This is a genomic window from Paenibacillus apii, from assembly GCF_011043685.1.
Classification (GTDB): domain Bacteria; phylum Bacillota; class Bacilli; order Paenibacillales; family Paenibacillaceae; genus Paenibacillus_AQ; species Paenibacillus_AQ sabinae.
In genome coordinates this window covers 136,695-149,535 of sequence record NZ_JAAKGU010000001.1, presented here as the reverse complement: position 1 = coordinate 149,535, position 12,841 = coordinate 136,695, and the positions used below count along the sequence as shown (strand labels likewise).

General features: G+C 47.9%; 14 protein-coding genes and 1 riboswitch. Of the genes, 6 read left to right on the top strand and 8 right to left on the bottom strand.

What is annotated here, in order from left to right:
* Positions 1 to 58: 58 nt before the first annotated feature.
* Positions 59 to 805, bottom strand: a complete 747-nt coding sequence (locus G5B47_RS00780) for a GNAT family N-acetyltransferase (RefSeq protein WP_165093341.1) — start codon at positions 803 to 805, stop codon at positions 59 to 61.
* A 241-nt stretch (positions 806 to 1,046) separates the two neighbouring features.
* Here G5B47_RS00780 and G5B47_RS00775 point away from each other — a divergent pair, with 241 nt between their 5' ends.
* A complete protein-coding gene (locus G5B47_RS00775) occupies positions 1,047 to 1,553 on the top strand; it encodes a VOC family protein (RefSeq protein WP_235957057.1) in 507 nt (168 codons plus the stop codon).
* Between the two features lie 60 nt (positions 1,554 to 1,613).
* Here G5B47_RS00775 and G5B47_RS00770 read toward each other — a convergent pair whose 3' ends face one another.
* Positions 1,614 to 2,171 carry an isochorismatase family protein gene (locus G5B47_RS00770; protein WP_165093339.1) on the bottom strand — a complete coding sequence of 186 codons (558 nt, stop codon included), beginning with the start codon at positions 2,169 to 2,171 and terminating at the stop codon, positions 1,614 to 1,616.
* 149 nt (positions 2,172 to 2,320) lie between these two features.
* On the opposite strand from G5B47_RS00770, the gene G5B47_RS00765 reads away from it, so the two are divergent.
* Complete coding sequence (locus G5B47_RS00765; RefSeq protein ID WP_165093337.1) at positions 2,321 to 3,148, top strand: copper amine oxidase N-terminal domain-containing protein; 828 nt, start codon at positions 2,321 to 2,323, stop codon at positions 3,146 to 3,148.
* A gap of 152 nt (positions 3,149 to 3,300) precedes the next feature.
* Here the strand turns inward: G5B47_RS00765 and thiC are convergent, their stop codons facing one another.
* On the bottom strand, positions 3,301 to 5,040 hold the full coding sequence (thiC, locus tag G5B47_RS00760; protein WP_165093335.1) for a phosphomethylpyrimidine synthase ThiC: 1,740 nt from the start codon (positions 5,038 to 5,040) through the stop codon (positions 3,301 to 3,303).
* Positions 5,041 to 5,125: 85 nt separating this feature from the next.
* A riboswitch (TPP riboswitch) is annotated at positions 5,126 to 5,237 on the bottom strand.
* A 42-nt stretch (positions 5,238 to 5,279) separates the two neighbouring features.
* The gene (locus G5B47_RS00755) at positions 5,280 to 6,218 is read right to left on the bottom strand and encodes a Gfo/Idh/MocA family protein (RefSeq protein ID WP_165093333.1); all 939 of its coding nucleotides are present in this window, start codon (positions 6,216 to 6,218) and stop codon (positions 5,280 to 5,282) included.
* 121 nt (positions 6,219 to 6,339) lie between these two features.
* On the opposite strand from G5B47_RS00755, the gene G5B47_RS00750 reads away from it, so the two are divergent.
* Positions 6,340 to 7,299, top strand: coding sequence for a helix-turn-helix transcriptional regulator (locus G5B47_RS00750; protein WP_165093332.1), 960 nt, complete (start codon positions 6,340 to 6,342; stop codon positions 7,297 to 7,299).
* A 70-nt stretch (positions 7,300 to 7,369) separates the two neighbouring features.
* Here G5B47_RS00750 and G5B47_RS00745 read toward each other — a convergent pair whose 3' ends face one another.
* Positions 7,370 to 8,083 carry an SDR family oxidoreductase gene (locus G5B47_RS00745; protein ID WP_165093330.1) on the bottom strand — a complete coding sequence of 238 codons (714 nt, stop codon included), beginning with the start codon at positions 8,081 to 8,083 and terminating at the stop codon, positions 7,370 to 7,372.
* Between the two features lie 58 nt (positions 8,084 to 8,141).
* A complete protein-coding gene (locus G5B47_RS00740) occupies positions 8,142 to 8,693 on the bottom strand; it encodes an NAD(P)H-dependent oxidoreductase (RefSeq protein WP_165093328.1) in 552 nt (183 codons plus the stop codon).
* 162 nt (positions 8,694 to 8,855) lie between these two features.
* On the opposite strand from G5B47_RS00740, the gene G5B47_RS00735 reads away from it, so the two are divergent.
* Positions 8,856 to 9,194 (top strand): winged helix-turn-helix transcriptional regulator, encoded by a 339-nt coding sequence (locus tag G5B47_RS00735; RefSeq protein WP_165093327.1) that lies wholly within the window; start codon positions 8,856 to 8,858, stop codon positions 9,192 to 9,194.
* A 126-nt stretch (positions 9,195 to 9,320) separates the two neighbouring features.
* Here G5B47_RS00735 and G5B47_RS00730 read toward each other — a convergent pair whose 3' ends face one another.
* Positions 9,321 to 9,488 (bottom strand): hypothetical protein, encoded by a 168-nt coding sequence (locus tag G5B47_RS00730; protein WP_165093326.1) that lies wholly within the window; start codon positions 9,486 to 9,488, stop codon positions 9,321 to 9,323.
* 169 nt (positions 9,489 to 9,657) lie between these two features.
* Here G5B47_RS00730 and G5B47_RS00725 point away from each other — a divergent pair, with 169 nt between their 5' ends.
* Both G5B47_RS00725 and G5B47_RS00720 read left to right on the top strand, forming a co-directional pair.
* Positions 9,658 to 10,674: a ketoacyl-ACP synthase III gene (locus tag G5B47_RS00725; protein WP_165093325.1), complete on the top strand. Its 1,017-nt coding sequence runs from the start codon at positions 9,658 to 9,660 to the stop codon at positions 10,672 to 10,674.
* A 118-nt stretch (positions 10,675 to 10,792) separates the two neighbouring features.
* Entirely contained in the window at positions 10,793 to 11,176 is a 384-nt protein-coding gene (locus G5B47_RS00720) for a lipoprotein (protein WP_165093323.1), read from the top strand.
* A 218-nt stretch (positions 11,177 to 11,394) separates the two neighbouring features.
* Here G5B47_RS00720 and G5B47_RS00715 read toward each other — a convergent pair whose 3' ends face one another.
* Positions 11,395 to 12,714 carry an outer membrane protein assembly factor BamB family protein gene (locus tag G5B47_RS00715; RefSeq protein ID WP_165093322.1) on the bottom strand — a complete coding sequence of 440 codons (1,320 nt, stop codon included), beginning with the start codon at positions 12,712 to 12,714 and terminating at the stop codon, positions 11,395 to 11,397.
* Positions 12,715 to 12,841: the final 127 nt, after the last annotated feature.

Sequence of the window (12,841 nt, the reverse complement as noted above, 5' to 3'; positions counted from 1 at the left end):
CAATATGCCTTACAGCCCTTGGTGGCTGCAAGGCAGTTCAGGGAATTCAGACGACACCTTACTCCTTTTTAATTTCGGCAAAATTCACCTGAGTTTCCGCTGTAATTTGAAAACCGAGTTTTTCAGCAAGATTACACGACGGAACATTTACCGTCCAGCATCCCCACTGAGGTACAATATCTTGTTCAATACAATGATCTATCAGTTTGGAGCAGCAAATCGAAGCTAATCCTTTATGCCTGTGATAGGGATGAGTAAACACATTGAAATCCATAAGCCCCAACCCTTGGCCGCCATCATGACAAGCGCATACCTCTATGTCATTACAATATGCGCGAACTATGCTTTCTCCATTTTCATGACTAATGATTACTGTGTACTCATCAGGAAGAGGCAATAAGGATTTTTTAAACTTTTCATATGAATCCTTATTCAGATGATGCAACCGCCTTGTTAAATACGGACCGAAGTCAGAACGATTATACGTCGTTAACCGTTTTTCAATTTCATCTTTCCATTCTTGGCTGGTTGAAAAAAGAAAAACGGGTCTTGCTTCGTTGTCAGGGATCAAGTCTGCTAGGATGTGATTGATAACATCGTCCAGAAAAACCTTATTAAAAACTCCGCCCGCATAATAAAGAAAATAAGGTGTTTCTATGTAAGTAGCTTGCGGATAGGGTAACCTGTCAACATACACATTTCCCAATTTTCTTTTTTCCAGTACATCGACATTCCATAGACAACCCGGAATCTCAGCAAGCATCGGCTTAATCAGGTCATATTGATTCATTTCTAGTGCAATCATATGTATCCTCCGAAATGTTGATTATCCATGCAAATTCAGAATAATTCCGTCAAGCTGAATATGCAATACACTCTTAATTTATCATTCAAGAAATAAAAGAGAGGACACTCAATGACTGCATTATTTGGTACTATAATAGCTGTTGTTGGAACGATAGCGCTTTCGATTTTGCTTGGACCATCATGAAGACATCCAATTAATTAAAGAAAAATTAGGGATTAAAGACCAGAATGAATTTGATATGAAGAACGAGGACATTGAGAAAGAGCTGGAAGAAGAATATTTATCCATACCCACGAATGGAGCGATCTTGATGAAGAAAGAATTTGCTTTCACCCGTATCGGATATGTGTATGTTCCAACGACGAACATTGATGAATCCATTGAATGGTATACCCGAAATCTGGATTTTAAAGTAATAGACAAGTTTCAGGATCGAGGTTCTTTTCTTGCTGTCATGCATCAACCCCACAAAAATTCCATTGCATTATTATTAATTGAAACCCGGAACGATCAGTCATTGGAAATTACGAGGAATGGACAACCGTTTCCGATTATGGCTTTAAACTGCCCTGATATTGAATTCACCCATAATTTTTTAAAAAAGAATCAGGTTGAAGTTCAAGACATTCAGGCACTTGGAGCCGGGGAGGCCAAGTATTTTTATTTTAGGGATAATCAAGGGAATTTGTTAGAAGCGGCATGGTCGATTTGGGACCCTGAAGATGAAATCAAAGAAGATTTTTAGAAACGGGTAAGTTTTTGAAATCATCCCCTAGGCATCCCGATCAAAGTCAAACCTTACTTTTTACCTATACTTGTCGTGGGGCGGCTGAAATAAATCCTCTTCGGCCTTTCTCACGACGGAAAAATGGTCCACATTATAGTGGCCGTGCAGGATTTGGTTATGATGCCCAATAATTTGTTCAGCCGATAAGATGGCGGTACCCGTTGTTGAATGTCCGTCTTCCACAAGGGTCACATCAAAACCTTCAACGGTAGCGGCTCTTACGGCCGTGTCAATGCAATGTTCTGTTTTGCATCCCATAATGATCAGATGTCCGACTTGTTTAGCTTTGAGCGCCTCCAGTAATGGGGTGGCATAAAAGGAATTGGTCGCTTTTTTATCAAAAATCATGGCGTCGGCGGGTACTTTGATTTCTTGATGAATCTCAAAGCCCTCACCCTTGCCCTCCGCAACATCCAGATCCCGCATGAATACGACGAAATGACTCATTTCCGAAGCTTGTTCAATAATTGCATTAATATTCTGAAGAAGTCCTTCCTTGTTAAATACCCCTGGCTCACTATCTTTTCCTTCAATGAGTTCCTGCTGCGCATCGATAATCAATAAGGCTTGGCTCAATAACAAAACTCCTTTTCTGTTAATTCTACTATAAGATATTCGAATTTGAATGATAAAATCCTGCGTGGCAAGAGATTTTCCATTTTGCAACCTTTTTGTGGTAAATACGTCCATTAATAGAGATGCTATTATATGGAGGTAAAAATGATATGAAAGTAAAGAGAAAGATGATATCGGTAATATTGACAGCTTTTATGCTTTTAGTTATTGATGTAAGTGCTAATTCAGAAACTGCCCTAGCTGCGCCTAAAGATTACCCTGTATTGCTGAAAATCAACGATTTTTATGTGCTCTACACCGTACCAAAATCACCTTACATAGATTCGAACAATAGGATGATGATTCCGCTGCGCTCAATCAGCGAGCTGATCGGGGCAAAAGTGGGCTACGACGCCAAGAGTAAGACAGCTACAATTAGCATGGACGATAAAACGGTTATTTTCACTATTGGTTCCAAAACGGTTACGGTTAACGGAATCACTGACCAATTGGATACGAATCCAGTGTTGAGCGAGAATTCAATGTTCATCCCTATTAGCGTGCTTGCCAACCATTTGGGCATCCAGAGCAGTTGGGATGAAGCGAATCAACTATACACGCTGACGGGCGAGAACCTGATGCAAACGGAAATGATTAAATATACGCTGGAGGATATTGAAAATGGTGCCTGGACAGCGCCTCCGGGTAAAATCATAGACAACAATGCATTCATGCCGATTTCGTATACGTATGATTCCGCGAATGGCAGCTTTGTGATCAGGGCGAAAAATATTACGGGAAAAGATTTACCGAAAGGGGCGGTGGATGTAGCAGCATATTTACTCACCGATGATTCGGTTCAGTTTCCGAAACGAGACCGGGAAAGACCCTCTGTCAAAAAAGATGGAATAATCGAAGAGAGAGTGCAGAACGGAAGACTGAAGAAAATAAATTATCTGCTTGTCAAAGGAAGACTGTTAGACCGGTCAAGTTCCTAAATACAAGATCATGGTTATAAAATCAGTCATAGCAAATTCGAATTTCAAAAGAAACTTCACTTAAGTACAAGATAGCTCCAAAAAAACAGCGGCAGCCTGAAGCTTTTTGCTTCAGACTGCCGTTTATTCATTACAACCGATTCACTAACCCATTAACGATACAACCCGTGTTCCGCCTCCGCAAACTGCTGTGATTTCTCCTTCATTCCGCGTTCAATCGCTTCGGCATCCTCCAGATTATTCTGCTTGGCATATTCCCGGATGTCCTGCGTGATTCTCATGCTGCAAAATTTCGGGCCGCACATTGAGCAGAAATGCGCCGTTTTCGCGCCTTCCGCGGGCAAGGTCTCGTCATGATATTCAATCGCCCGCTCGGGATCGAGCGACAGCTGGAACTGGTCCTTCCAGCGGAATTCGAACCGGGCTTTGGACAGCGCGTCGTCCCGCTCCTGGGCACCGGGATGCCCTTTGGCCAGATCGGCCGCGTGCGCCGCGATCTTGTAGGCGATGACGCCTTCGCGGACGTCGTCCTTGTTCGGGAGGCCCAGATGCTCCTTAGGCGTTACGTAGCAGAGCATAGCCGTACCGAACCAGCCGATCATCGCCGCGCCGATTGCGGAAGTAATATGATCGTAGCCCGGCGCGATATCCGTCGTGAGCGGTCCAAGCGTGTAAAAGGGCGCTTCCTGGCACACTTCCATTTGGCGGTCGACATTCTCCTTGATTTTCTGCATCGGAACATGCCCCGGGCCTTCAATCATCACCTGCACATCATGCTTCCAGGCAATCTTGGTCAGCTCGCCAAGGGTCTCAAGCTCAGCGAACTGCGCTTCGTCATTGGCATCGGCGATGGAACCCGGCCGCAGGCCGTCTCCCAGGGAGAACGCGATGTCGTACGTCTTCATGATTTCACAGATTTCCTCAAAATGAGTATACAGGAAGTTCTCCTGATGATGGGCGAGACACCAGGCCGCCATGATCGAGCCGCCGCGGGATACGATGCCCGTTACGCGTTTGGCTGTCAAAGGGACATAGCGCAGCAGCACGCCCGCATGGATCGTGAAATAGTCGACGCCCTGCTCGGCTTGTTCAATCAGAGTATCGCGATAGATTTCCCAGCTCAGCTCATGCGCTTTGCCGCCGACTTTTTCCAGCGCCTGATACAGCGGCACCGTGCCTACAGGCACTGGGGAGTTGCGGACAATCCATTCCCGGGTCGTATGAATATGACGGCCAGTCGAAAGATCCATAATCGTATCGGAACCCCAATGGGTCGCCCAGCGCATTTTCTCCACTTCTTCGTCGATTGAGGAGGAGACTGCTGAGTTTCCGATATTGGCGTTTATTTTGACAAGAAAGTTCCGTCCGATGATCATCGGCTCGCTTTCCGGGTGATTGATATTGCAAGGGATGATCGCTCTGCCGCTGGCGACTTCGTCCCGTACAAACGCAGGATCGACATTTTCGCGGATGGCAATAAACTCCATCTCCGGTGTGATGATGCCATTACGGGCATAGTGCATCTGCGTAACATTGGCTCCGCTTTTGGCGCGCAGCGGCCGCCGTTTGAGTCCCGGAAAGACTTCCGCGTTAGGGTCCTGCTCCAAATTCCGCAATCCATTATCTTCCGGCTTTACGTCCCGGCCTTCGTATTCCTCGACATCCCCGCGTTCCAAAATCCAGCTATGACGGAGCGGAGGGAGTCCTTTCCGGATATCCGTACACATCTGCGTATCGGAATAAGGGCCGCTGGCGTCATATACCCGCACTGGGGGATTAGGAGTTGCGCCGCCGTCAACCCCGGTCGTATCGCTCAGCGTAATCTCGCGCATGGGAACTCGAATGTCCTCCCGCGAGCCTTTCACATACACTTTTTGACTTTGACTTGTCATTTCAATTCCTCCTCTTAATAGTGTGAAGCGCCGGAGGAGACTAGGTACGCAAAAAAGACCGCATCCGAAGAAGCGGTCTTTGAACATACAAAGCCTGTGACGTTTCCTCCGCTGGCATTACCCAGATCAGGTTTTACGGTCGATGGCATAGGGCCATCCTCTCAGCCCGGCTATTTCCGAGCTCCCGTGTCTATGAAGTTGTCTTTAACAGGATATCCTAAACTCTGGGAAAGCACAAGCTACTTTTGGGAGATTTGCCGCCGGATTTCAAGTGCGGTTCCCAGAGAACGGGCCGCCCGGTCCAATGAAAGAAGCGAATTCCTACCGTTTTCGAAGCTTAGAAGCGCGTGTTCCAAGGTGGCTGCATACGGATTCATCTCCTCCAAAATGAGACGCTGTGCGCTGGAGGCGGTGTATTCCATCAAAGCGGCATCGGACTGGTCTCCAGAATCCTGTTCAAGAAAAACCAGCTTGCCCGATTCAAAATAAGCTTCATAGCCTACAGTAAAGGGATATCCGTCAGGCATTCCCGAGGAAGAGACAACTTCCGCAATCATGCCATTCTGTCCGAAGACCGCCCGAACCAGCGACTGCTGCGCATCCCTATATTCAGTTCCCCAGGCGGATCGAAGCTCCGGCGAATCCATCAGCCCTTCGATAAAGTCCAAATCGTGAATCATGAACTGAACAGGGAGGGAGCCTAGGCCCAGATCACCCCAGAGCGGGGGCGTCTCCCTTTTTAAAGTGAGTGACATCAGCTTGCCGTACGTTCCTTTCAGGCAGGACTCCCGCAGAAACGCATAGGCCGGGTCAAAATGGATAAACCGGTTTACCAGCACTCTTTTACCGTAGCGTCTTTCCGCATCCAGCATCGCCGCAGACTCCTCAATAGAGCAGCATACGGGCGTTTCGCAAAAGACATGCTTTCCATGCTCAAGCGCCTTGACCGCAACTTCGGCATGAAGCGGGGAGGGCAGACACAAATCGATGACATCGATATCCGGATCGCGCAAGAGTCCCTCTAAATCCCGGGTAATCTCTACCTTTAACTCACGTTCCAAAACAGCCAGCTTGCCCTCATCTCTTCCGAACACGACCACGCGTCCGCATAGATCCATTTGTTTCAGCAGGCGGGTATGATAAGCCCCAAATCCCGTCCCGAGTACGCCAATATTCATGAATTCCATCTCCTTCTAACGTTCTTGCTCTATGATATACTTGAATTATTGACAGCTAAGTGGCAACGATATGGAAATCGCCATGTGAAAAATTCTATGGTTCGCTAAAGGAGGGCGAGTGATGAGGCTGCACCGGCTGGTTGCGATTTTACTGCTGCTGGAGTCCAGAGGGAAGATAAAAGCAAAGGAGCTTGCGGAAGCGCTCGAAACCTCCGTCCGTTCGATTTATCGCGACGTGGATACGCTGGCCGAAGCCGGCGTTCCGATAGTCAGCACTCCGGGACCTTCCGGCGGCCTCTCCCTTATGGAAGGCTATACAGTTGATCTGAACAGCCTGCATAGCGACGATGTCGTTCACCTGTATCTCACGGGACTCGGCATTTACTCCGGCGCGGGAACCGAGTCGGGACAGAAGCTCAAGAATGCGCTGCTGAAGCTGGAAAAAACACTGCCGGACGCCTACAAACCGGATCTGCATAAGGCAAAATCCCGGTTTTATTTCGATGATACGCCCTGGTGGAGCGAGCGCCCGGCGGTTCCCTGCCTGGAAAAGATCAGGTCCGCGCTTTGGAAGTCGCATAAGCTGACGATTCACTACCTGAAGCCGGGAGGCGAAACATCGCTCCGAAGTGTACGCCCCTATGGGCTGGTGGTGAAGCAGGGGGAATGGTACCTGGCCGCTTACTGCGAGAAGGCGGAGGAAGTGCGGATCTTCAAATGTGAGCGGATCGCAGAAGCCCGGCAGGAAGAGGAAATGTTCGAGATTCCCGCCGATTTCTCACTGGAGGCGTATTGGAAAGAGCGGAATGAGTCTTTTAAGCTGTCGAGACGAGAGAATGAGCAGTACCCGGTCGTTCTCAAAGTGAAAGAGCCGGGCGCGAATTTGCGGGACAAGCTGGATATTTTGCACGAAGCCTTGGATAAGGATACGGTTCTGCTGACGGTAAATATGTATGGGTATGAAGCGGCCTGCCGGGATGTGCTGGAGCTTGTCGCTTATGCCGAGGTGATGGCCCCGAAGGAGCTTCGGACTTTTGTGCGGCGAAAACTTTGGGAGCTTCAGGAATGGTATGCGGAATGAACAAAAGCCGTCTTCTTTCCCGAAGGAGGAAGTACGGCTTTCCAAGTTTTTGAATTTTGCGCTGATTGCCTTAAATAATACGGTGTCCGCCGTCGACGTGAAGAACGGTTCCGGTCACGAAGCCGTTTTGGATCAGGTACAGCACGCCTTGCGCGGTATCTTCCGCTGTGCCCACCCGTTGTACCGGCAGTTTGCCCGCCACCGATGCATAGAAGTCATTTCGCGCGTCTTCCGGCATTTTACCTCTCGAAGGCGTATCGATGATACCCGGCGACACGATATTCACCCGGATGGGAGCGAGCTCCAAGGCCAGCGTCTGGCCCAGATTGGACACCGCAGCGTTAACCGCGCCCAGTACGGACGAGCCGATCATCGATTTGTAAGCGACAACGCCGGAGAACAGGGTAATGGAACCGTTCGGGGAAATGTTTGGCGCTCCATATTTTGCCGCATAATATTGGCCCCAGAATTTGCTCTCGAACAACTCGCGGGCCTGGGCGGTTTCCGTGTGGAGGAAGGACCCTCCGGAAGTTACTGCGGCGCTGACGACCAGATGATCGAACGTGCCGATCGTTTCAAAAAAGGACTTCACCTGCTGTTCGTCCGCCGTATCCAGCGTATGGGCCGACGCTTTCGCGCCCAGTTGTTCTTTCGCGTTCTGCAGTTTCTCTTCCGAGCGGCTGGCAATAATGACTTCCCCTCCAAGCGCAATGACTTGTTTGGCCGCCTCCAGACCAATCCCGGAGCTACCTCCGATAATGACCACTTTTTGATTGTGCAGCATAATATATCCTCCTTTAATGTCGTTCCCAGTGTCGTTCAATAGCGTTGTTCGCTTAAGGTTAAGCACCCAGCACTTCGTGCAGATGGGCTTCCAGTTCGGACAGATATTGATCCAGCTTCGGATTCTTGATGACATCGTAGCAGGCAAAGCTTTTTAAAGCCTCCATGCCGAGAAATTCCTGAACACGATGCAGATGTTCGAGAGCCTCGTCCAGCGTTTCCCCTTTGAAGAACTGCTCCGGATCGCCAAATGCCTGCTCGGGAGCGTTCCAGGTGGTGGAGAACATATATTTTTTGCCGGTTAATAAGCCGCCTTCTCCGTACCGGTCACCGCCCTTGAAAAAGATGCCATACTCATACACTTCGTCCATATACGTTTTGAACAGCCCGGGAATACTGAACCAGTAGATGGGCGTTTGATAAATGACCACGTCGGCCCACAAAAACTTCCGATGCTCTTCTTCGTTGTTGTACCCGTTCTGAATAATAGTGGTTTGCACGTTGTTCTTTTCACTTAAAATACTTACCATCCGGTCCACCAGGGTCTGGTTCAATTTACCTTCCGCGGCGCCGTATTTTTCATGGCCGTTGATGATCAGAATATTTTTCATTTCTCCGTCTCCTTTATTTGTAAGCTGTAACACAAGGCTATTATATAAGTAGTAAGTTCATTTAGGGAAGTAGTGATATTTTATTCATATAGTTTCCGAAAATATATTGTTGTGATATGATTGGGTTTACCAAGTTAAAATATTTGTATGGAGGATGTTTCGATGAGCGAGAATGAACCCGTCGTTCTAACGAAAGGAGCGCCCGGCGAGTCATGTCCCATTGCCAAGACGCTGGACGTGATCGGGACAAAATGGACGTTTTTAATTATCCGGGACCTCCTGATCGAAGGGACGCTGCGCTTCAGTGATCTGCTGAAATCGATGGTCGGCATCAGTCCGAAGACCCTGTCGCTCCGTCTTAAAGAGCTGGAAGAGAACGGTGTCGTAGAACGCAAGGTATATCCGGAAGTGCCTCCGCGCGTAGAATATACAATCACGGAGAAGGGCAGACAGCTGGAAGGGATTTTTATCGAGTTAAAAAGATTTGGCCTGCGTTTGTAATCCTGCTGCGGCAGCTGACACTCCTTATTCCAGCACCCAAAAGACCGCTTCGCAAAGAAGCGGTCTTTACCTGTTTATAGCGTCAAAGGCAGGGTAAAGGAAGGAGTGGACGATAAAATCACCTGCTTATCCGGCTTTTTTGCCCTGACACTTTTTGCATACCGTCAGCTTTTCGCCTTGAGCTCCTACTGCGGTGTATAACAGTTTGATCCTCGTGCTGCCGCACAGAGGGCAAGTGCCTCTGGCCCGGGAAGGCATCCGCCACAGCGCTTTGCCGCGCTTGTTTTTAGCCATGTTCGATTCCACCTCTGCCCAATACTTGATCTCGCTGTTATTCTATGCGGGCGGGCGGCAAGCGGTTCGGCAGGGCGGTTTTGAAGAATGATTGCGTTTTCCAGCAACTTACATTATAATTAGTACCAGGTACTAATATCAGCTTATTATCCAATATGAGGTGATCCGGATGGCAGGAGCAAGAATAACCGCAATAGGAAGTTACGTCCCAGGCAGAAGATTAACCAATTCTGATCTGGAGAAGATGGTTGACACGAATAATGAATGGATTATTCAAAGGACCGGAATTCAGGAGCGCAGAATTAGCCGTCCGGATGAGTTTACCAGTGATTTGTGCGTTGCTGCAGTAAACAATCTGATTCAGCGATTTAATAAAAGCGTAGAAGATGTAGATATGGTTATCGTAGCGACCAGTACGCCGGATTTTACGTTCCCCTCGGTTGCCAGCCTTGTTCAGGACCGGTTACATATCGCCCAGACGGGAGCGATGGATCTAAGTGCGGCATGCTCGGGATTTGTCTATGGGCTGCATACTGCGCACAGTTTGATTTTATCCGGACTTCACAAGAAAATACTCGTCATCGGCGCGGACACCATGTCCAAAATCACGGATTACACCGATCGGACCACCTGCGTGCTCTTTGGAGACGGTGCCGGCGCCGTGCTGGTCGAACGGGATGACCACTTTCAAAGCTTCATGGGGTATCACCTCGAAAGTGACGGGAGCGGGGCGCACCATGTGTACCGGGCTAATTTAGCGAATAAAGTAAAGGACATCGAATTAGTCGATACAAGAAGCCTTGTGCAAAATGGCCGTGAGGTGTACCGGTGGGTGGTTCGTAAGATTCCAGGCGGGATCAAAGAACTTTTAAAGAAAACGGACATGACCATAGACGAAGTAGACTGGTTCATTCCTCATAGCGCCAACCTGCGGATCATCGAGCCGATCTGTGAAAAAATAGGACACCCGATGGACAAGACGCTGTACAGCTTGGTCCACTTCGGGAATACTTCGGCTGCGACCATCCCTTTATCTCTTGACCTCGGCATTCGCGAAGGAAAAGTTAAAAATGGGGATCGGGTTCTCTTGTACGGCTTTGGCGCCGGTTTGACCCATGCCGGGCAGCTTATGGAGCTAAGATTGGACGAACAAGTGACGGAGCCGGAGGCTTTACAGCAAGCTTAATAACCTGGCCATAGAAAATGATATCAATAATACCACGCCAAACTCTCGGCTCCTAAAGAATTGCTGCTTATTGATGTGACGACCGTGACCGTTTTATTCCTTTAAAGGAAGGATAGGCATGAAAAAATTATTGATTTTTATATCCCTAATCTTAATGGTTTCTGGTTGTACTCAGGATGACTCGGCTAAGGCGATAGACGAATTATTAAAAAACAATAAAAATGTTTTTTCTGTACATGTTTTTACAAATAAGTCCCTTGACGATTCATTTATTGATTCCTTGCAGGAAAAAATAAACGACATAAACAATCAGCAATTGGTTACACAGGCAATAACAAATATCAGCTTTATTGATATACGGGATAAAAATAAATTTGATTACGAAAAGATATTTAACTTAAATACCTACCCCCAAATTCTTGTATTTCAAAACAAAGAGTTGGTATTTATAACAAATAAAACGGATGATTTATATCATTTTTTTAAGAAAAGGAACAGTTAAAGCACTGCTATAGCTTTTTGTATCATTACGATCTATTGAAGCAAGTTTGATGTTACAGAAGTTCGGAAGAAATGGGCTGGCCGTAAATTGATCGAAAATACGGCCATTTATGCCGCAAAAAAACAGCGTATAACATATATTATACGCTGTTTTTGTTTTAAGCGATTTTTATTCGGGTGGATGGAGAAGTGGACGGGTGGATTTGCCCCATTTTGTTACTATTTCAACGATCTTGGGAGGGCGGCGGCCAATAATCCCTTATTCGTCTGAACGAGAAGCGTGCCATTGACCGTATAGGCGTTACCGATCTCTGTAGCTTTCGTTGCGATACGCCCGAGCCTTTTGCCCGTTTCCGCCTCGATCAAGTAAAAGTCTCCGTTGTCCAAACTGACGAATACCCGCCTGCCTATGGCTTGGACACGGGCAATGGGACAAGGAAAGCGGCCGTAGGACACTTTACTAAGATTACCAAGTTTGACACCGATCAATTCGGTTTCCTGTGAAAAGAATGCCATCCCGTTTTCCGGGCCAGCCAACCATTTTCCAAACTGTTCATAGCTGACAGGTTTGGCATTGCTGTCTTGGCCTAAAGTATAGCGGCGAAGGAAGGCTTCATTCTTCTCGAGATTGCCGTCGGCGGTATAGAGATAGGGGCCTTTAATTGAGGTATAGCTGTTGCCGAGTCGGCTTATATCATGAAGAGGAGTGTAGTTCTCTGTTCTGGTCACCTTTCCCGTTCGGGGACTCAGTTGAACCCAAGTGACCAAATAACCCGAAGCCGCCACTCCGCCGGTAACCGTTGAAAGGCTTGGCAGCCGGCGCATCATAAGCTGTCCGTTACGGTAGGCGAGGAAGGAGTAAACGCCCTCGGTTCTCCACCGTTGTTTGCCGGTAGCGGGGTCAAGGCCGAAAAATTGCGTTCGGTAATTATCGACCGTACTGGACACGATGAGTACGCCGTCGTATTGGCCGATCAGGGAGCCTGCGTACATGGGCAATGCTGTGTTCTCCCATTTTTTCTTGCCGTTAGAAGGATTGTAGGCGGCGATTCCGCCGTTTTCGTTAAAATAAATCAAGGTTCCGTTTACAAGTCCGGCATGCGCTCCAGCCTCTGAAAAGGTACCGATCCCTTTCGCTTTCCAAGTTATCTTCCCGCTTCGGGCATCCGCACGCACCAGATTGCCGCCGCTTGTAATGTAAAAGACGGAGCTGCCTGCTATAACTTCGGGATACTGTCCTCCCGGGATGGACCATTTCACCTTACCTGTCTCGAGATCTGCTGCCATGAGCTTGCCGCTTGCTGCATAGTATACAAGGCCGTTTGTTACGGGGGCTTGCTTATCATAAAGTCTGCTTCCGTTCGTTTGTGCCTGCCAGAGCAGCTTAAGTGCTGGAGCTTTGGTGTCAGCCGCAGCAGAAACGGAAGAGGTATTGCCATGTACGGAATCGGCCGCGGCGATGTGTCCGTAAAGACCGTCACCGGCGGTAAGCAGGGATGTGGCGAGCAGCGCGTTCAAAATATAGGCTGTTTTTTTCAACAGATCATCTCCTTGTTATACTTCTATGTATTTGACTCCTGAAGTGGCGAGAAAGTTGCTAAATATGGAAAATGAATCCAAATAACAAAATTAGTTAACATAATATATTTTATGTAAACTAATATCA

Bases quoted from the DNA above. Each gene is read 5' to 3' on its own strand.
- G5B47_RS00780 (WP_165093341.1), bottom strand. From the start codon at position 805: ATGATTGCACTAGAAATGAATCAATATGACCTGATTAAGCCGATGCTT.
- G5B47_RS00775 (WP_235957057.1), top strand. From the start codon at position 1,047: ATGAAGAACGAGGACATTGAGAAAGAGCTGGAAGAAGAATATTTATCC.
- G5B47_RS00765 (WP_165093337.1), top strand. From the start codon at position 2,321: ATGAAAGTAAAGAGAAAGATGATATCGGTAATATTGACAGCTTTTATG.
- thiC (WP_165093335.1), bottom strand. From the start codon at position 5,040: ATGACAAGTCAAAGTCAAAAAGTGTATGTGAAAGGCTCGCGGGAGGAC.
- G5B47_RS00755 (WP_165093333.1), bottom strand. From the start codon at position 6,218: ATGAATATTGGCGTACTCGGGACGGGATTTGGGGCTTATCATACCCGC.
- G5B47_RS00750 (WP_165093332.1), top strand. From the start codon at position 6,340: ATGAGGCTGCACCGGCTGGTTGCGATTTTACTGCTGCTGGAGTCCAGA.
- G5B47_RS00745 (WP_165093330.1), bottom strand. From the start codon at position 8,083: ATGCTGCACAATCAAAAAGTGGTCATTATCGGAGGTAGCTCCGGGATT.
- G5B47_RS00740 (WP_165093328.1), bottom strand. From the start codon at position 8,693: ATGAAAAATATTCTGATCATCAACGGCCATGAAAAATACGGCGCCGCG.
- G5B47_RS00735 (WP_165093327.1), top strand. From the start codon at position 8,856: ATGAGCGAGAATGAACCCGTCGTTCTAACGAAAGGAGCGCCCGGCGAG.
- G5B47_RS00730 (WP_165093326.1), bottom strand. From the start codon at position 9,488: ATGGCTAAAAACAAGCGCGGCAAAGCGCTGTGGCGGATGCCTTCCCGG.
- G5B47_RS00725 (WP_165093325.1), top strand. From the start codon at position 9,658: ATGGCAGGAGCAAGAATAACCGCAATAGGAAGTTACGTCCCAGGCAGA.
- G5B47_RS00720 (WP_165093323.1), top strand. From the start codon at position 10,793: ATGAAAAAATTATTGATTTTTATATCCCTAATCTTAATGGTTTCTGGT.